19 protein-coding genes and 1 pseudogene are annotated in these 16,426 nt (G+C 72.7%); 8 read left to right on the forward strand and 12 right to left on the reverse strand.

The window, feature by feature from the left end; genetic code table 11:
- The first annotated feature begins 140 nt into the window (after nucleotides 1–140).
- Both FB558_RS32180 and FB558_RS32185 read left to right on the forward strand, forming a co-directional pair.
- Complete coding sequence (locus tag FB558_RS32180) at nucleotides 141–383, forward strand: helix-turn-helix transcriptional regulator (RefSeq protein ID WP_142060023.1); 243 nt, start codon at nucleotides 141–143, stop codon at nucleotides 381–383.
- Nucleotides 384–399: 16 nt separating this feature from the next.
- Nucleotides 400–927, forward strand: a complete 528-nt coding sequence (locus FB558_RS32185; protein ID WP_142060026.1) for an MHS family MFS transporter — start codon at nucleotides 400–402, stop codon at nucleotides 925–927.
- Nucleotides 928–994: 67 nt separating this feature from the next.
- Here the strand turns inward: FB558_RS32185 and FB558_RS32190 are convergent.
- Nucleotides 995–1,114, reverse strand: a pseudogene (locus tag FB558_RS32190) (NIPSNAP family protein); the annotation flags it as partial.
- A gap of 106 nt (nucleotides 1,115–1,220) precedes the next feature.
- On the opposite strand from FB558_RS32190, the gene FB558_RS32195 reads away from it, so the two are divergent.
- The gene (locus FB558_RS32195) at nucleotides 1,221–1,409 is read left to right on the forward strand and encodes a hypothetical protein (RefSeq protein WP_211367004.1); all 189 of its coding nucleotides are present in this window, start codon (nucleotides 1,221–1,223) and stop codon (nucleotides 1,407–1,409) included.
- Nucleotides 1,410–1,457: 48 nt separating this feature from the next.
- Here FB558_RS32195 and FB558_RS32200 read toward each other — a convergent pair whose 3' ends face one another.
- From FB558_RS32200 to FB558_RS32215, 4 genes are read right to left on the reverse strand one after another with little or no spacing between them, the layout of a single operon-like run.
- Nucleotides 1,458–2,450, reverse strand: a complete 993-nt coding sequence (locus FB558_RS32200) for a zinc-dependent alcohol dehydrogenase family protein (protein ID WP_142060028.1) — start codon at nucleotides 2,448–2,450, stop codon at nucleotides 1,458–1,460.
- Nucleotides 2,447–3,328: a carbohydrate ABC transporter permease gene (locus tag FB558_RS32205; RefSeq protein ID WP_142060029.1), complete on the reverse strand. Its 882-nt coding sequence runs from the start codon at nucleotides 3,326–3,328 to the stop codon at nucleotides 2,447–2,449. Before FB558_RS32205 ends, FB558_RS32200 begins: the two co-directional genes overlap by 4 nt.
- Nucleotides 3,325–4,275, reverse strand: coding sequence for a carbohydrate ABC transporter permease (locus FB558_RS32210; RefSeq protein ID WP_142060031.1), 951 nt, complete (start codon nucleotides 4,273–4,275; stop codon nucleotides 3,325–3,327). The genes FB558_RS32205 and FB558_RS32210 overlap by 4 nt, the downstream gene beginning before the upstream one ends.
- On the reverse strand, nucleotides 4,272–5,624 hold the full coding sequence (locus FB558_RS32215; protein WP_246106910.1) for an ABC transporter substrate-binding protein: 1,353 nt from the start codon (nucleotides 5,622–5,624) through the stop codon (nucleotides 4,272–4,274). Before FB558_RS32215 ends, FB558_RS32210 begins: the two co-directional genes overlap by 4 nt.
- A gap of 166 nt (nucleotides 5,625–5,790) precedes the next feature.
- Between FB558_RS32215 and FB558_RS32220 the strand changes: the two genes are divergently transcribed.
- Both FB558_RS32220 and FB558_RS32225 read left to right on the forward strand, forming a co-directional pair.
- Nucleotides 5,791–6,756 (forward strand): sugar-binding transcriptional regulator, encoded by a 966-nt coding sequence (locus FB558_RS32220; protein WP_211367005.1) that lies wholly within the window; start codon nucleotides 5,791–5,793, stop codon nucleotides 6,754–6,756.
- Between the two features lie 16 nt (nucleotides 6,757–6,772).
- Nucleotides 6,773–7,555, forward strand: coding sequence for a phosphotransferase enzyme family protein (locus FB558_RS32225; protein WP_211367006.1), 783 nt, complete (start codon nucleotides 6,773–6,775; stop codon nucleotides 7,553–7,555).
- Nucleotides 7,556–7,560: 5 nt separating this feature from the next.
- On the opposite strand, the gene FB558_RS32230 is transcribed toward FB558_RS32225, so the two are convergent.
- The 3 genes from FB558_RS32230 to FB558_RS32240 are packed head-to-tail and all read right to left on the reverse strand — an operon-like array spanning nucleotide 7,561 to nucleotide 10,180.
- Complete coding sequence (locus FB558_RS32230; RefSeq protein ID WP_142060036.1) at nucleotides 7,561–7,944, reverse strand: hypothetical protein; 384 nt, start codon at nucleotides 7,942–7,944, stop codon at nucleotides 7,561–7,563.
- Nucleotides 7,945–7,955: 11 nt separating this feature from the next.
- On the reverse strand, nucleotides 7,956–9,008 hold the full coding sequence (locus FB558_RS32235) for an SDR family oxidoreductase (protein ID WP_142060038.1): 1,053 nt from the start codon (nucleotides 9,006–9,008) through the stop codon (nucleotides 7,956–7,958).
- An 11-nt stretch (nucleotides 9,009–9,019) separates the two neighbouring features.
- Complete coding sequence (locus tag FB558_RS32240) at nucleotides 9,020–10,180, reverse strand: MFS transporter (protein ID WP_142060040.1); 1,161 nt, start codon at nucleotides 10,178–10,180, stop codon at nucleotides 9,020–9,022.
- 118 nt (nucleotides 10,181–10,298) lie between these two features.
- Here FB558_RS32240 and FB558_RS32245 point away from each other — a divergent pair, with 118 nt between their 5' ends.
- Nucleotides 10,299–10,745, forward strand: coding sequence for a MarR family winged helix-turn-helix transcriptional regulator (locus FB558_RS32245; RefSeq protein ID WP_142060042.1), 447 nt, complete (start codon nucleotides 10,299–10,301; stop codon nucleotides 10,743–10,745).
- Between the two features lie 61 nt (nucleotides 10,746–10,806).
- On the opposite strand, the gene FB558_RS32250 is transcribed toward FB558_RS32245, so the two are convergent.
- The 3 genes from FB558_RS32250 to FB558_RS32260 are packed head-to-tail and all read right to left on the reverse strand — an operon-like array spanning nucleotide 10,807 to nucleotide 13,823.
- The gene (locus tag FB558_RS32250; RefSeq protein ID WP_142060044.1) at nucleotides 10,807–12,312 is read right to left on the reverse strand and encodes a sodium:solute symporter family protein; all 1,506 of its coding nucleotides are present in this window, start codon (nucleotides 12,310–12,312) and stop codon (nucleotides 10,807–10,809) included.
- Nucleotides 12,309–12,602, reverse strand: a complete 294-nt coding sequence (locus FB558_RS32255; RefSeq protein WP_142060046.1) for a hypothetical protein — start codon at nucleotides 12,600–12,602, stop codon at nucleotides 12,309–12,311. Before FB558_RS32255 ends, FB558_RS32250 begins: the two co-directional genes overlap by 4 nt.
- Nucleotides 12,603–12,629: 27 nt before the next feature.
- Nucleotides 12,630–13,823: a CaiB/BaiF CoA transferase family protein gene (locus tag FB558_RS32260; RefSeq protein WP_142060048.1), complete on the reverse strand. Its 1,194-nt coding sequence runs from the start codon at nucleotides 13,821–13,823 to the stop codon at nucleotides 12,630–12,632.
- 134 nt (nucleotides 13,824–13,957) lie between these two features.
- Here FB558_RS32260 and FB558_RS32265 point away from each other — a divergent pair, with 134 nt between their 5' ends.
- Both FB558_RS32265 and FB558_RS32270 read left to right on the forward strand, forming a co-directional pair.
- Nucleotides 13,958–14,854, forward strand: a complete 897-nt coding sequence (locus FB558_RS32265) for a hydroxymethylglutaryl-CoA lyase (RefSeq protein ID WP_142060589.1) — start codon at nucleotides 13,958–13,960, stop codon at nucleotides 14,852–14,854.
- A gap of 16 nt (nucleotides 14,855–14,870) precedes the next feature.
- Nucleotides 14,871–15,578 (forward strand): acetoacetate decarboxylase family protein, encoded by a 708-nt coding sequence (locus tag FB558_RS32270; protein WP_142060050.1) that lies wholly within the window; start codon nucleotides 14,871–14,873, stop codon nucleotides 15,576–15,578.
- Nucleotides 15,579–15,585: 7 nt separating this feature from the next.
- Here FB558_RS32270 and FB558_RS32275 read toward each other — a convergent pair whose 3' ends face one another.
- Nucleotides 15,586–16,422 (reverse strand): alpha/beta hydrolase, encoded by an 837-nt coding sequence (locus FB558_RS32275; RefSeq protein WP_142060052.1) that lies wholly within the window; start codon nucleotides 16,420–16,422, stop codon nucleotides 15,586–15,588.
- Nucleotides 16,423–16,426: the final 4 nt, after the last annotated feature.

Here is a 16,426-nt window from a genome sequence, read left to right on the forward strand (position 1 = left end):
CCAGGATTGAAGTGGACGTCGCGTCCGTTTCTACTCGCATCCGGACACTGCGTCCAGTTCGGCGGCGTACATCGCCCTCCCATAACAGATGTAGTAGGTCTGCTATCTTCGATTGCAGATGTACCGCAGAGGGGAGCAAGGTGACGACCGAGAAGGAGCTCGTCCACAACCGCATCGCCGTGTTGCGGGCCGAGCGGGGGGTGTCGCGGCGGGAGCTGGCCGAGGCGCTCGGCGTCCACTACCAGACCGTCGGCTACCTCGAGCGCGGCGAGTACCGACCCAGCCTGCACCTGGCGCTGCGGATCGCGGCGCACTTCGAGGTGCCGGTCGAGGTCGTGTTCTCGCTGACGCCGTTCCCCCGCCTCGGCAGCACGAACACCTAGGAAGAAGGAGCGCACCATGGAGCCTCGCACCCAGCGGGACGTGAAGATGCTGGCCAGGATCCAGGGGGAGGTCCCGGCCGGGTACGCCGACCGGCGCGGCAGGCGGCGGCTGGTCATCGTCGGCGCCGTCGCCCTGGGGCTGCTGTGGGTGAACACGGCGGTGTCCTGGGTGCTGGCGCCCAGCACGACGGCGATGGTGACGTGCTTCGTGATCCTCGCCGTCGTCGGCCTGGCCGGCGCGTGGATCTGGGGCACGCTCTCGCTGAGCACCCGGGGCACCGTCGGGCTGCCCCGGCACCTGCTGGACGAGCGGCAGGTGGAGGAACGGCTCGACGGCCACGCCCGTGCGCACCGGCTGACGCTGATGCTGCTCTTCGTCACCTACTTCGCCGTCATGGCGGCCCTGCCCGACGACGGGCGGGACGCCGGGATCCCGAGCGCGGCACTGGTCCTGCTGCTCGCCGCGCTCATGGCGACGGTGGCGGCGCTCCCGTCGCTGGTCGTGGCCTGGCGGATGTCCGACCCGCCGGCCGACGACGACTGAGCGGTCACTTGTGCGGTAGCCGTTCACGCCTTCAGCGCAGGGCGGACCGGGCCGTGGGCTCCGGCGTGCCGACGACCCGAACGCCCAGCTCCTCCTGGGGCTCGACGAACTCCCGCTCGAACAGCGTGATCAGCTCGTCCCGGCGACCCGGGTGGAGGGTGTACTGGCGGAGCTCGAGGATCGACACGGGGCGACCATAGGATCGCGGTCCGACGGTTCGCCGATGAGCCGCCCGGCACACCGATTGTGGAGCTGACACACCGACTGCAACCGATGTGCCAGCCCTGAAGTCGGTGTGCGACGCCCCAACAGCCGCCCCGGCGCTCCTCGGCGAGGCGGGCCGGCACGGACACAGGCACGCCCTCGACGCGATCCTCAGCGCCACCGCCCTGGCGGCCGCGGGCCCCGTCACGATCCTCACCTCGGACCCGGACGACCTCACCGCGCTGTGCGCCGGACGCGCGACAGTGATCAAAATCTGAACGAGCAGGTCGGCCGGTGTGTGAGCGCCACGGACGGGAGTGGCCGGATCACTTGTGCGGCATCACCTGGATCTTGCGCCCGACGCCCTGGCGGAACTGCTCCAACGCGGCCGGGTACTCCTCCAGCCCCATCCGGTGGCTGATCATGACATCCGGGCGGATCACGCCCTCGGCGAACAGCTCCGCGGCCCGCTCGAAGCTGTGCAGCACGGCCATCGAGCCGACGACCCGGATCTCCTTGTTGTAGATCCGGTACGGCGAGAACGAGGCCGTGGCCCCCTCGTTGGCCACGCCGAACTGCTGGAACGTACCGCCGGGAGCCACCCGGCCCAGACCGTCCTCGATGGCCGCGACCACGCCCGTGCAGTCGACGACCACCTCCCAGCCGCGCGGCCGGTCGAGCTCGTCGGCGCTCGTGACGGTGGCCGTGCAGCCCAGCTCGCGCGCCGTCTCCAGGCGGGCCGGGTTCAGGTCGACCATGTCGACGCTCGCCGCGCCCGCCCGCTTCGCCAGCTCCATCATCATCAGGCCCATCGTGCCGGCGCCGTAGATGAGGAAGTGGTCCCCGAGCTGCGGCGCGAGCACGTCGAAGCCGCGCACCGCGCACGACAGCGGCTCGACCAGCGCGGCGTCGGCCGGTGTGACGCCGTCCGGTAGTCGCACGCAGTTGGCCACCGGGGCCACCGCCAACTCCGCGGCCCCGCCCGCCGTGCTGACGCCGATGGCGCCCCAGCGCTCGCAGAGGTTGCCCCGGCCGCGGCGGCAGTAGTGGCACTCGTGGCAGTACAGCGACGGGTCGACGGCCACCTGGTCGCCCACCCGCAGCTCGGTGACGTCCGCCCCGAGCGCCACCACCTCGCCCGCGAACTCGTGACCGGGCACGACCGGCAGCGTCGGGGCGAACTCGCCCTCGGCGATGTGCAGGTCGGTGCCGCAGATCCCGCACCCGGCGACGGACACCACGACCTCCCGCGGCCCCGGCGCCGGGTCGGGCACCGTCTCCACGGTCACGGAGTCGGCACCGATCACCGCGGCCCTCACTTGATGGCCCCCAGCGAGAGCCCCTGCACGAGCTTGTCCTGCGCCGCGAACCCGGCGATCAGCACCGGCAGGGACACGACCACCGACGCCGCGCACACCGTGGCCAGGAACAGCCCCTGGCTGGTGACGAAGCCGGTGAGGAACACCGGCGCGGTCTGCGCCGTCGTGGCGGTGAGCACGCGGGCGAACAGCAGCTCGTTCCAGCTGAAGATGAAGCAGATCAGCGACGTGGCCGCGATCCCGGGCAGCACCATCGGCACGACGACGGTGCGCAGCGTGCGCGGCAGCGAGCAGCCGTCGATCGAGGCCGCCTCGAGCACCTCGACCGGCACCTCGGCGAGGAACGAACGCATCATCCACACCGCGATCGGCAGGTTCATCGACGTGTAGAGGATGATCAGCAACCAGATGTTGTCGAGCATCCCGATGCTCTGCGCGATGAGGTACACCGGCAGCAGGCCCGCCACCACCGGCAGCATCTTCGTGGACAGGAAGAAGAACAGCACATCGGTCCACTTGCGCACGGGCCGGATCGACAGCGCGTACGCCGCCGGGATCGCGAGCACGAGCACGAGCGCCGTGGACAGCACGCTCGCCGTCAGCGAGTTGAGCAGCGGCGGCCACGGGCTGGCACCGGTCTGCGCGCCGAAGAAGTTCGCGTAGCCGTCCAGGGTGAGCGGCGCGAACAGCGACGGCGGGTTGGTGGCGGCGTCGGCCTCGCTGTGGAAGGACGTGAGCGCCATCCACAGCACCGGCAGCACGAACAGCACCCCGACGATCCACGCCACGACCGTCAGCACGGACCCGACCGGGTTGCGGGGCGGCGGGTTCACCCGCGGGGCCGCGGTGCGCGGCGTGTCCAGGGTCGCGGCACTCATCGGGCCCCCTCCTCGCGGAACAGCGACGACACGGTGCGCAGGGCGAGGGTCGCGATGATGATCGTCCCGATCACGACGATGACGCCGGCGGCGGAGGCGCGGCCGTAGTCCTGCGCGTTGTAGAAGGTCTGGTAGATCGTGTACGGCAGGTTCGCGGTACCCAGGCCACCCGAGGTGATCGTGAAGACCGCGTCGAAGTTCTGCACGATGTAGATCGAGCCGAGCAGCGCCCCCAGCTCCAGGTACTGGCGCAGGTGCGGGAACGTCATGTGCCGGAAGATCTGCCACGACGAGCAGCCGTCGATCTTGGCGGCCTCGATCACGTCGAGCGGCTTGCTCTGCAGTCCGGCCAGCAGGATCAGCATCATGAACGGCGTCCACTGCCAGACGAGCGACGCGATGATCGCCGTCAGCGGCATCGTCGAGATCCAGTCCGGCTGCGGGGCGTCCTCCCCGAAGATCCAGGTCAGCACGCCGTTGAACAGCCCGTACTCCGGGTTGTAGAGCGCGTGCTTCCACACCAGCGCCGCCGCCACCGGCACCACGAGGAACGGCGTGATCATCATGGTGCGGACGAACCCGCGGCCGCGGAACGCCCGGTCCAGCAGTAGCGCGATCAGCAGCCCGAGCACGAGGCTGACCAGCACCACCGACACCGTGAGCACGATCGTGGTGACGATCGAGTCGCGCGTGTTGACGTCGGTGAGCACCCGGCGGAAGTTGTCGAAGCCGGCGAACCCGCGCTCGTCGGGGTAGTAGGCGTTCCAGTTCATGAAGGAGATGACCAGCGTGCCGAGGAACGGCAGCTGCGTCACGATGATCAGGAAGATCAGCGCGGGCAGCAACGGGGCGCGCCGCGCCCAGTCACCGGCGCGCCGCATCGCGGTGTCCTGGCCGGGCCCGGGACGCGCCTCGGGCGACGTGCGCGGTTCCAATGCCGTGCTCATGACTCACCCTCCGCCCGGGCGCGGTACCGCTCCGCCACGTCGTCGGCCAGCTGCTGGCCCCGTTCGAGGGCCTCGTCCACCGTCACCAGCCCGGCGATCGCCGAGCTCACCTCCTGCGACACCTGGGTGCCGAGATCCGGGAACTCCGGGATCCCGACGAACTGGATGCCGAGCGCGGGCCGGGGCTGCACGCCCGGGTTGCGCGGGTCGGCGCTCTGGATGGCCGCCCGGGTCTGCTCGGCGAAGGCGCCCGCCTCGGCCAGGTAGTCCGGGTTCTCGTACGTCGACGCCCGCTTGCCCGCGGGCACGTCCGACCAGCCGACCTGCTCGCCGACGAGCTGCTCGTACTCCTTGCTCGACGCCCACGAGACGAACTCCCACGCGGCGTCCTTCTTCTCGCTGGCCGCCTGGATCCCCCACGACCAGGCGTACAGCCAACCCGCGCTGTCGGTCTCGACCACGGGCGCGGGGGCGTAACCGATCTTCCCGCGGACCGGGGAGTCGGCGGCCTCCAGCGAACCCGCCGCGGACGTGGCGTCGTACCACATCGCGACGTTGCCCTGGACCATGTTGTTGAGGCACTCGGTGAAGCCGGCCTGCGGCGCGCCCGCCTCGCCGTGCTCGCGCACCAGGTCCACGTAGAACTGCACGGCCTCGCGGAACTCCGGCGCGTCGACCTGTGCCTGCCAGTCCTCGGTGAACCAGGTGCCGCCGAACGTGTTGACCACCGTGGTGAGCGGCGCGAAGACCTGGCCCCATCCCGGCTGGCCGCGCAGGCAGATCCCGGCCATCCCGGGCTGCACGCCGTCCAGGCGGGCGGCGATGTCGGCCACCTCCGGCCAGGTCGGCTTCTCCGGCATGGTGATCCCGGCGGCCTCCAGCACGTCCGCCCGGTACATGAGGAAGGACGACTCGCCGTAGAACGGCTGGCCGTAGACCTGCCCGTCGGGCCCGCTGAGCGACTCCACCATCGAGGGGAGGATGTCGGCCTGGTCGAACTCCGGGTCGTTCTGGATGTAGGGGTCCATGGGCGCGATCCAGCCGCTACGGGCGTAGATCGGGATCTCGAAGTTGGAGAGCGAGGCGACGTCGTACTGGCCTGCCTGGCTCGAGAACTCCTGGCTGATCTTGTCGCGCACGTCGTTCTCGGGCAGCACCGTGAAGTCCACGCTGATGCCGGTCTCCCGCGTGAAGTGCTCGGCCGTGAGCCGCTGCAGGTCCACCATCTGCGGGTTGTTGACCATCAGCACGGTGATGCTGTTCGGCCCGCCGCCCCCGACGCTGCCGCCCCACCCCGCGCAGGCGGTGCTCGTCAGCAGCACGACGAGGGCGAGCAAGGCCGCTCGCATGCTCGATCGCCTCATTGCGTGTCGTCCCTCCGGCCTCGCGGGTGGCCCGCTCACATGAGCGCAGCCCCGATCACACGATCGGAAGTGTGACAACGTCGTCCCGCCAGTTCAATCCTTTGTGCAAGAATGGGCGCGTCACCGCTCATATGAGCGCAGGAGGTGCCGGTTGGCCACGATCGACGAGAGCAGCCGCGGGCCCGCGCAGCTCGTGCTGACGGCGTCCGTCGCGCGCCGCTACTACCTCGACGGCCGCTCCAAGGTCGAGATCGCGCAGGAGTTCGCGCTGAGCCGCTTCAAGGTCGCCCGCCTGCTGGACGACGCGCGCAGCAGCGGGCTCGTCCGGATCGAGATCGGCCACCCCGGCTCCGTCGACGTCGAGCTCTCCGGGCGGCTGATGTCGGCCTTCGGCCTGCAGCACTGCGTCGTCACCGACACCCCCGACGACGAACCGGCCACGATGCGCGAGCACCTCGGGGCCGCGGCCGCCGAGCTGCTCACCGAGATCGTCACGCCGGACGACGTCCTCGGCCTGTCCTGGGCCCGCTCGGTGAGCGCGATGGCCACCGCGCTGCGCCGGCTCGCCGCCGTCCCGGTCGTGCAGCTCACCGGCGCGCTCGCGCGGTCGGGAGTGGACGACAGCTCCATCGACGTGGTCCGCGACGTCGCCCGCGTGGCCGGCGGGCCCGCCTACTACTTCTACGCGCCGATGGCCGTGCCCGACGCGGCCACCGCACGGGCGCTGCGCAGGCAACCCGAGGTCGCGCAGGCGTTCTCCCGCATCGGCTCGGTCACGCGGGCGGTCGCGGGCGTCGGCGCATGGGAGCCCGAACAGTCCACGCTCTACGACGCCACCGGCGAGGCCGAGCGTCGCGAGCTCGCGCGCCGCGGCGTGTGCGCGGAGATCTCCGGAGTGCTCGTCGACGCGGACGGCGAACCGGTACGGTCCGATCTGACCGAGCGGATGATCGGCATCACCGCCGAGCAGATGCGCGCGGTCCCCGAGGTGATCGCGATCGTGTACGGGCCGGCGAAGGTGCGAGCCGTGCTCGCCGCGGTGCGGGGCGGGATGGTGAACAGCCTGGTGACGCACTCGACGCTGGCCGAATCGCTGATCGCGGCGGGTGCGGGATGAGAGCGGGGGTCTGACGGTGGAGGTGCCGCTGCTCGGCGGCACGGCCAACCGGGGGCGGGTGCACCGGGTCGGCGACACGGTCCGCCGCCCGCTGCGCGCCACCAGCACGGCCACGCACGCGCTGCTGCGCCACCTCGAGGAGGTCGGGTTCGAGGGCGCGCCGCGCGTGCTCGGCGTCGACGACGCCGGCCGGGAGGTGCTCAGCTACGTCCCGGGACGCGCGCTCACCGCCCCGGCTCCCGCCTGGGGCCTCACGGACGACGCGCTGCGCAGCGTCGGGCAGCTGCTGCGCCGCTTCCACGACGCCACCGCCGCATTCGACCCGGCCCCGTACCGCTGGTCGCACCCCGCCCCCGCCCCGTTCGACGGACGGGGCATCGCGCACAACGACCCGAACCTCGACAACGTGGTCTTCCGGGCCGGCCGGGCCGTCGCACTGATCGACTTCGACCTCGCGGCCCCCGGCTCGCCGGTCTGGGACGTGGCCGCGGCGGCCCGGTTGTGGGCGCCGCTGCGCGACCCGGTGGACACCACCGACGTCCGGCGGGGCCGCGAGCTGGAGCGGGCGCGCATCCTGCTCGACGCCTACGGCCTCGACGACGCCGGGCGCGCCGCTTTCGTCCAGGCCCTGCGCGACTCGCACGCCTGGATGATCGGGATCGTGCGCGAGGGCGCCACCCACGGCGTGCCCGGCTTCGCCGCGTACTGGACGCCGGAGGCCGCGGCGCGCCAGGAGCGGGCGATGGCCTGGCTGGACCGCAACGCCGACGCGCTCGACGAGGCGCTCCGCGCCCCGTGAGGGGTCTACGCGCGCACGCCGACCTGGCCCACAGCGCCCCGCAGCCCCACACAGCCCACGCACCCGACGCAGTCCACGCACCCCACACAGCCCACGCAGGCCACGCAGCGGCGGCAGCCCACGCAGCCCAGGCACGCGATGCAGGCGATGAGCCCGACGCTCATCAGCGTCAGCAGCGAGCCGAGGATCCCGACGCTGCCGCCGGTGGCCACGCTGCCCGCCACGCCGGCGCTGCCGGACGTCGCGACGCTGCCGGCGACCCCGGCGCTGCCCGCCGTGGCCACGCTCCCGGCCACCGCGACGCTGCCGCCCGTGGCCACGCTCCCCGCGACGGCGACGCTGTCGTTCGTCCCGATGCTCCCGGCCACCGCCGGTGCCTGTCCGCCCATGGGGGCGCACGCTACCCGGGGATGATCCGCCGCTTGCGGAGATCGTCGAACAGGCCGAGCAGCATCGCCTCGGTGTCGACGTAGCGGTGGAAGCCGAACCGGCGCGACTTGGAGGTGTCGGCGAACATGTCGTAGTCCCAGGACAGGACGAAGTCGCCGAACGCCCACGACGAGACGTCGGAGTAGGGGGTCGGCGCGAGGCCGTGCCGCGCGACCATCGCGTCCCAGACCGGCTCCTTGTCGGCCATCACGTCCTGCAGCGACATCGGCAGCCCCGGCGCCACCTCCAGCCCGAACGCGTCGGCGACCACCGGCCACATCCGGTTCCAGCGGAAGAGGTCGCCGTTGGCGATGTTGAACGCCTGCCCGGCCGCCCGCGGCTCGGTGGCCGCCCACACCGTCGCCTCGGCGAGCAGGCGTGCGTCGGTCAGCTCCAGGAGCGCGTCGTAGGCCCCGGGCCTGCCCGGGAACCGCAGCGGCACGCCCAGCTCCTTGCTGATCGAGGCGTACACGGCGAGCACGACGCCGAGGTTCATCGGGTTGCCGAGCCCGAACCCGGCGACGACCGACGGGCGGATCGCCGACCACGTCCACCCGGCCGCGGCCGCCCGCTCCTCGACCAGGTGCTGCTGGTCGACGTTGAACTCGGGCGGCATGTGCGGCGGGTCGCTCTCCTTCGCGGGCGTGGAGAACGGGCCGAGGTGCGCGCCGTAGACCTTGTAGCCCTGCATGAGGCTGACGTGCTCGAGGTCGGGGGCGCCCGCCTCGGCCGCGTCCAGCACGGTGCGCAGCATCGTCACGTTCGGCTCGACCAGCTCCGACCACGTCGGCCGGTCCTGGTAGGCCGCGTAGAACACGTGCGTGACGCCCGGGTGTGCGCGCAGCGCGTCCCGCACGGAGGCGGGGTCGAACAGGTCGGCGGCCACGTGGCGCACCGGCCCGTCGGCGGGCCCGCCGCGGCGCGACAGACCGACGACGTCCCAGCCGGGCAGGCCGGCGAGGTGCTCGGCGAGCGTGCCGCCGATGACGCCCCGGGCGCCGACGACGAGCGCGGTCCTGGTCATGTTCTGCTCCTTCACGCGGGGACGGGAGTGCGGCGGCGGTCGAGGACGAGCGCGACGACGGCGACGGCGAGACCGCCCACGGCCATGGCGGCCCCCACCGCGTTCGCCGCCGGGAAACCGAGGCCGGCACCGATCACGAGGCCGCCGAGCCATGCGCCGACGGCGTTGCCGAGGTTGAAGACCCCGATGTTGACCGCGGACGCGAGCGTGCCCGCGGTGCCTGCCGCGTCGAGCACCCTGGTCTGCAGGCCCGGCACGGTCGCGAACGCGGCGACGCCCAGCAGGAAGAGCGTGACCGCGGCGGGTACCGGCGACCGGACGGTCACCGTGAACGCCGCGAGGACGACGGCGAGCGCGGCGATCGAGACGACGATCGTCGGCATGAGCGCGCGGTCGGCGGCGCGGGCGCCGAGGAGGTTCCCGACGACCAGCCCGGCGCCGAACAGGAGAACCAGCCAGGTGAGCGCGCTCGCCGGGAAGCCGGCGACGTCGACCATGAGCGGCGCGACGTAGGTGAACGAGGCGAACATCCCGCCGAAGCCGAGCGCGGTCATCCCCAGGGCCAGCCACACCTGGGGACGGCGGAAGGCGGACAGCTCCGCGCGGAGGTCCGCGGCGGGATCGGCGGGGCGGTCCGGGACGAGCGCGAGGACGCCGACCGCCCCGGCCACGCCGAGCGCCGCCACCACCCAGAACGTGGACCGCCAGCCGAACGCCTGCCCGACGAGGGTGCCGAGCGGCACGCCGAGGACGTTGGACAGCGTGAGCCCGGTGAACATCATCGCGATCGCAGCGGCGCGACGGGTGGGCGCGACGAGCCCGGCCGCGACCACCGACCCGACGCCGAAGAACGCGCCGTGGCACAGCGACGCGACGATCCGGCTGACCATCATCGTGGCGTAGTCGGGGGCGAGCGCCGACCCGACGTTGCCGATGACGAACAGGCCGAGCAGCGCGAGCAGCACGGGCTTGCGGCGCAGCGGCGTGGCCGCCGCGGTGAGCAGCGGCGCGCCGACGAAGACCCCCAGCGCGTAGCCGGAGATCAGCAGGCCCGCCGCGGGGATGTCGACGCCGAAGTCCGCGGCGATCTCGGGGAGCAGGCCGGTCGGGACGAACTCGGTGGTCCCGATGGCGAAGGCGCTGATGGCGAGGGCCAGCAGGGCGAGGGGCATGGGACGTTCCTCCGGAGCACAGTTGGAGCGCGCGCCGATAGCGCGCGTCGACAACAGTTGCACACGCTCCCTATTGCGGCAAGCGGGTATGCTCGTGCGCACAGGAGGAGGTGCCGGGATGGCCATCGGCGACGACGCCGTCGAGGTGCGCGCGCAGGGCTGGCGCACGCTCGCCGCGCTGCACGGCCGGTTGGAGGAGGCGCTCGAGAAGGCGCTGCAGGCCGGGTTCGACCTGTCGGTCGTCGAGTACACGGTGCTGGACACGCTGGCCCGCCAGGACGGCTGGCACATGCGGATGCAGCAGGTCGCGCGCGCGGCCGCGCTCTCGCACAGCGCCACCACCCGGCTGGTCAACCGGCTGGAGAACCGCGGGCTGCTGTCGCGCTACCTGTGCGACGACGACCGCCGCGGGATCTACAGCCAGATCACCGAACAGGGCCGGGAGCTGCTGGAACGCGCCCGCCCCGTGCACGACGCCACGCTGAAGGCCACCCTCGACGCGGCATGCGACACGCCCGAGCTGGCCCCCCTCGTCGAGGCGCTGCACGTGCTACCCCGCTCGTGAGTGGATACGAGTGCTCCGGCACTCGTATCCACTCACGGTCGACCGAAGGCCGCCTCCCGGCTCAGCGTTCGACGGCCGAGGCGGCCTCCCCGTGGGACGTGCGGCTCACCTCCGGCGGCGCGAGCAGCAGCGAGCCGACCACGCAGATCGCCACGTTGAGCGCGAGCCCGACCAGGCCGCCGGGCACGCCGTAGAACGGGCCGAGGTCGGCGACGGTCAGCCCGCCCGCGGTCAGGGCACCGGCGAGCATGCCCCAGAACGCCGGTCCCGCCGCCATGCGCTGCCAGTACAGCCCGAGCATGAACACCGGCACGAGCTGCACGATCAGCTCGAACTTCAGCACGAAGATGCTCACGAGCGTGCCCGGCGGGTTCCACGCGATCAGCAGCAGCACGGCGATGGCCGCCACGCCCGCCACCTTGCCGACGCGGACCTGCTTCTCCTCCGGGGCGCCGCGCCCGAGGTACCGGCCGTAGACGTCCTTGGAGATGATCGAGGAGAAGGAGAGCAGGGCGGAGTCGGCCGTGGAGACGATGGCGGCGACGACGCCGCCGAACAGCAGGATCATCATCAGGTAGAAGACGATGTTCAGGCCCGCCACCTCGTTGGCGATCATGCCCACCAGCTGCTCGGAGTCGTCCTCGGACAGGCCCGGGAACAGCTGGATGCCCACGATGCCGACCACGAACACGACACCGGTCGTCGCCAGCGGCATCCACGCCATGATCGCGAGGGAGCGCTTGAGGGTGCGCTCGCTGCGCGCTGCGTAGATCCGCTGGATCGCGTGCGGGTACACCGAGGCGCCCAGGCCGACGAGCAGGACCATCGAGAGCCAGTTGACCGAGTCCTCCCCGGTGGGGACGCCCGCCTTCGCCGGGTCGGTCTCGGCGACGTACCGGGTGACGCCTGCGAGGTCCCCGCCCACCAGGTAGAGCGCCCCGAACAGCAGGACGCCGATCCCGACCAGCAGCGCGATGCCCTGCATGACGTCGGTGAGCGCGACCGCGCGCATGCCGCCCGTCCAGGAGTAGACGAGCATGACGAGCACGAACGCGATCACGCCGACCTGGTAGGGCACGGTGTTCCCGGTGAGCCCGGCGATGCCGTGCCCCATCGCCACGAGCTGCTCGAGCAGGTAGTTGGCCAGGCCCCACAGCATGAGCACCGCGACCAGCACCGCGAGCTTCGTGGACCCGAAGCGGTGGTGGATCCAGTCGGTCGGGGTGACGAACCCCCGCTTCTTGGCGATCACGTACAACCGCGGCGCGAAGACCAGGTAGGCCGCGATCACCGCGATCATGAACGGCACGGACTGCCACCACACGAACCCGCTGCGGTACGCCGACGGGGCGTACCCGACGATCGCGTTGCCGCTGTACTGCGTGGCGTAGAGCGTGAACAGCAGGGCGACGAAGCCGAGCCCGCCCCCGGACAGGTAGTAGCCCTTGTTGGTCTTCGCGGCGCCCGCCTGGCCGCGTCCGGCGAACCAGCCGATCACCAGCATGACGACGGCGTAGGCGATGAGGATGACGATGCCGGTGGGGCCGGCGAAGGTCAGCTCGTTCACGGCCGCTCACCCCCGGCCGCGGCACGCGCGGCCGCCTCCTCCTCGGGTTCGGCGAGGTTCCAGGCGCGCAGGCACGCCCAGCACGTGATCGCGGAGAACGCGAGGGTGGCGACCAGGGAGACGACCAGCCAGTAGGGCACCCCGCCGACCAACGGCCGGATCGAGCCGGTGGGCAGGTAGAACGGGATCCCGGCCAGGACCGCGATCCCCAGCGACACCCACAGCCATGGCATGCGGATCGGTTCCCGACGGGTGGTGTCGGCGGGCGGTGAGGAGCGTCGTTGTTCCATCGGTGCTCTCCGTCGGTGGTTGTCGACTCAGATGACGCCGCCGTCGGACCAGCGGCGCAGGGTGGCGGCGTCGGCCCCGAGCAGGGCGCCGTAGACCTCGGCGTTGTGCTCGCCCAGCTCCGGCCCCAGTGCGCGCACCGATCCCGGGGTGTCCGACAGGCGCGGCACGACGTTCTGCACGGGGAACTCGCCCAGCACGGGGTGGGCGAGGCGGACGATCGCCTGCCGAGCGGCGAAGTGCGGGTCGACGACCATGTCGGCGGCGGTGTAGACCCGCCCGGCCGGCACCCCGGCCGCGTGCAGGCGCTCGAGCAGGTCGTCCGCGTCCAGCGTGCGCGTCCAGGCGGCGATCAACTCGTCGAGCTCGGCCTGGCGGCGCCCGCGGCCGTCGTGGGTGGCGAACTCGCCGGCGGCGAGGTCAGGGCGGCCCATGGCGTCGCAGAGCCGGGCGAACACCGTGTCGCGGTTGGCACCGACGACCACGTCCGCACCGTCGGCCGTCGGGTAGGCGTTGCTCGGCGCGGTGCCCGGGAGGATCGCACCGGTGCGCTCCCGGCGCGACCCGGCGATCTCCCACTCCGGCAGCAGCGACTCCATGAGCGCGAGCACGGCCTCGTAGATCGCCGTGTCGACGACCTGCCCGCGGCCGGTCCGCGACCGGGCGTGCAACGCCATCATGGTGCCCAGCGCGGAGAAGGTGCCGGCGAGCGAGTCGCCCAGGGAGATCCCCGATCGCGACGGTGGCCGGTCCGGCTCGCCGGTCAGGTGCCGGATCCCGCCCATCGCCTCGCCGATCGAGCCGAACCCGGCGCGCGTCGCGTAGGGCCCGTCCTGGCCGTAGCCGGTGACCCGGACGAGGACGAGCCCCGGGTTCAGCGCAGCGAGCCGGTCGTAGCCCAGCCCCCAGCGCTCCAGCGTTCCCGGCCGGAAGTTCTCCACCAGCACGTCGGCGCCCGCGGCGAGCTCCCGCAGGATGCCCTGCCCCTCCTCGGTGCGCAGGTTGCACGTCACCGACTTCTTGCCGCGCGCGATGACCGGCCACGACAGCGAGTGCCCGCCGCTCTTGACGCCCCACTGGCGCATCGGGTCGCCGGTGGCGGGGTCCTCCACCTTGATGACCTCGGCGCCGAAGTCGGCGAGCAGCTGCCCGCAGAACGGGCCGGCGATCAGGGAGCCGGTCTCGATCACGCGGATGTCGGACAGAGGGCCCGGGGTAGTCATCGGGCAGGGTCTCCTCGTGGGTCGAGTCGGTGAGTTGTGCACAAAGTAGAGGCCCAACGGGGTGTCGGCAAGCGCAGCAATGCGGATATGGTCGCCGAGACTGCTGAATTGTGTACAGGAGGTGGGGCGTGGACATGTCCCCGGCCGTGGAGGTCGTCGAGGTCGGCCCCCGGGACGGCCTGCAGAACGAGATCGTCGTGCTGCCCACCGCGCGCAAGGTGGAGCTCGTGAACCGCGCCGTGGAGGCCGGCGTGCGGCGCGTCGAGGCCGTCTCCTTCGTGCACCCGCGCCGCGTGCCGCAGATGGCCGACGCCGAGGCGGTCATGGCCGCGCTCCCCCGCCGGGACGACGTGCGCTACATCGGCCTCGTGCTCAACGAGCGCGGCCTCGACCGCGCGCTCGCCGCGGGCGTCGACGAGGTCAACGTGGTCGTCGTCGCCAGCGACACCTTCGGCCGCCGCAACCAGGGCACCACCACCGACGAGGGGGTCGCGGTCTGGTCCCGGATCGCCGGGCGCGCCCGCGAGGCGGGCCTGCGCGCGGGCGTCACGATCGCCGCCGCGTTCGGGTGCCCGTTCGAGGGCACGGTGCCCGCCGAGCGCATCAGCGAGGTCGCCGCCCGGGTCGCGGAGGCGGGCCCGAGCGAGATCGCGCTCGCGGACACGATCGGCGTCGGCGTCCCCACGCAGGTCACCGACCGGCTGGCCCGGGTGCGCGCGGTGGCCCCCGGCGTCCCGCTGCGCTGCCACTTCCACAACACGCGCAACACCGGCTACGCCAACGCCGTCGCGGCGCTGACCGCGGGCGTCACCACCCTCGACGCCAGCGTCGGCGGCATCGGCGGCTGCCCCTTCGCGCCCGCGGCCACCGGCAACATCGCCACCGAGGACCTCACCTACCTGCTCGACGGGATGGGCGTCGCGAGCGGCCTGTCGTCCGAGGCACTCGCGCGGCTCGGCACCTGGGTGGGCGAGCAGCTCGGCAAGCCCGTGCCGGCGTTGCTCGGGCGGGCAGGCCCGTTCCCGGGCTGAGGCCTACTGTCCGGGCATGGCGACGCTCCTCGACGACGGCAGCTGGGAGATCCAGGGCACGCGCGTCACGTTCCCGGTGCGCATCGGGCACGCGGTCGCGGCCTGCGCCACCTACCTGGTGCGCGCCGACCGCGCCGCGGCGCTCGTCGCCGGCACCGGGCTCGAGCTCGTCACCGTGGCCGGGCGCACCCCGCTCGTCCTCGCCCTCGTCGACTACCGGGTGAACGACCTCGGCGTCTACGACGAGGTGGGCGTCGCGCTGCTCGTCCGGCACCGCGGCGGCACCGGCGCCTACATCCACCAGCTCCCCGTGACGCAGCCGTTCACGCTCGAGGCCGGCCGCGCGCTGTGGGGGCTGCCGAAGTGGCTCGCCCGCGCGGAGCTCTCCATCGCCGGCCCCGACGCCACCTGCCACCTCGCCGACGACGCGGGCCGGCACGTACTCACCGCCGCGCTGCGCACGCTGCCCTGGCGGCTGCCGCTGCGCGTGCCCGGCACGGTCACCGCCTTCGCTCCGCGGGACGGCGAGGTGCTCGCCAGCCGCGTGCGCGCCCGCATCGGCGGCATCCGGGTGGCCCCCGGCGGTGCGCGGGTGGTGCTGGGCAGCGGCCACCCGATGGCCGACGAGCTGCGCGCCCTGCGCCTCCCGCGCCGCCCGCTCCTGACGGTGACCGCGGACCAGGTGTCGTTCGAGATGGACCCGGCGCAGCCCCGGCCACGCTGACCCTCGATCATGCGTGCGCGGCGAGCCACTCGCGCAGGTCGCCCAGGGGGACCTCGCGCTCGGGCTCGTTGTAGATCTCGTGCCAGAGGCCGTCGTACCAGCGGACCGTGAGGTCCTCGGACCCGCAGGTGGCGGCCAGCCGGCGGAAGCCCACCGGGTCGACGATCGCGTCCTCCGTGCCGTGCTGCATCAACACGGGCAGGCGCAGCCCGCGGGCGCGTTCCGGGAGCACCTCGAACTGCCCGACGATCGCCGTGGAGAGCCCGAGCGTCGGACGGCCGTGGTGCACGAGCGGGTCGGCCTCGTAGTCCGCGTACACCCGCGGGTCCTTGCTGATCTTCGAGGCGTCGATCCCGGCCGGCCGCAGCACCGGGGCGACCTTCCCGACGGCCCGCAGCACGCCGACTGCGGCCTTCGGCACCGCGTTGTTGGCGAGGGCGGGGGCGGAGAGGACGAGCCCGGCGAGGTCGGCGGCGTGGTCGAGGGCGTAGGCCAGCGCGATCTGCCCGCCCATGCTGTGCCCGAGCAGGAACACCGGCAGGCCCGGGTGCCGCGCGGCGACCAGGCGGCGGAACCCGTCGAAGTCGGCCAGCCAGTCCGCGTAGCGGCGCACGTGCGCGCGCCTGCCACCGGAACGCCCGTGACCGCGGTGGTCCAGGCCGTACACGGCCCAGCCGGCGGGGACCAGCGCGTCGACCACGTGGCCGTAGCGGCCCGAGTGCTCCCCGAGGCCGTGGCAGAGCAGCACCACACCGCGCGGACCGGTCTCCGGGAGCCAGCCCTGCCAGAACAGCTCCACACCACCGGTGCCGGCCAGCCGGCCCTCGGCCCGCGGGTGCGCCATCGCG

Source organism: Pseudonocardia kunmingensis (assembly GCF_006716445.1).
In the GTDB taxonomy this organism is placed as follows: Bacteria; Actinomycetota; Actinomycetes; order Mycobacteriales; family Pseudonocardiaceae; genus Pseudonocardia; species Pseudonocardia kunmingensis.

Excerpts from the sequence above, each read along its gene's own strand:
- FB558_RS32270 (WP_142060050.1), top strand. The coding sequence starts at position 14,871 with ATGGCGACGCTCCTCGACGACGGCAGCTGGGAGATCCAGGGCACGCGC.
- FB558_RS32210 (WP_142060031.1), bottom strand. The coding sequence starts at position 4,275 with ATGAGCACGGCATTGGAACCGCGCACGTCGCCCGAGGCGCGTCCCGGG.
- FB558_RS32215 (WP_246106910.1), bottom strand. The coding sequence starts at position 5,624 with ATGCGAGCGGCCTTGCTCGCCCTCGTCGTGCTGCTGACGAGCACCGCC.
- FB558_RS32235 (WP_142060038.1), bottom strand. The coding sequence starts at position 9,008 with ATGACCAGGACCGCGCTCGTCGTCGGCGCCCGGGGCGTCATCGGCGGC.
- FB558_RS32185 (WP_142060026.1), top strand. The coding sequence starts at position 400 with ATGGAGCCTCGCACCCAGCGGGACGTGAAGATGCTGGCCAGGATCCAG.
- FB558_RS32240 (WP_142060040.1), bottom strand. The coding sequence starts at position 10,180 with ATGCCCCTCGCCCTGCTGGCCCTCGCCATCAGCGCCTTCGCCATCGGG.
- FB558_RS32275 (WP_142060052.1), bottom strand. The coding sequence starts at position 16,422 with ATGGCGCACCCGCGGGCCGAGGGCCGGCTGGCCGGCACCGGTGGTGTG.
- FB558_RS32255 (WP_142060046.1), bottom strand. The coding sequence starts at position 12,602 with ATGGAACAACGACGCTCCTCACCGCCCGCCGACACCACCCGTCGGGAA.
- FB558_RS32230 (WP_142060036.1), bottom strand. The coding sequence starts at position 7,944 with ATGGGCGGACAGGCACCGGCGGTGGCCGGGAGCATCGGGACGAACGAC.
- FB558_RS32205 (WP_142060029.1), bottom strand. The coding sequence starts at position 3,328 with ATGAGTGCCGCGACCCTGGACACGCCGCGCACCGCGGCCCCGCGGGTG.
- FB558_RS32245 (WP_142060042.1), top strand. The coding sequence starts at position 10,299 with ATGGCCATCGGCGACGACGCCGTCGAGGTGCGCGCGCAGGGCTGGCGC.
- FB558_RS32265 (WP_142060589.1), top strand. The coding sequence starts at position 13,958 with ATGTCCCCGGCCGTGGAGGTCGTCGAGGTCGGCCCCCGGGACGGCCTG.
- FB558_RS32260 (WP_142060048.1), bottom strand. The coding sequence starts at position 13,823 with ATGACTACCCCGGGCCCTCTGTCCGACATCCGCGTGATCGAGACCGGC.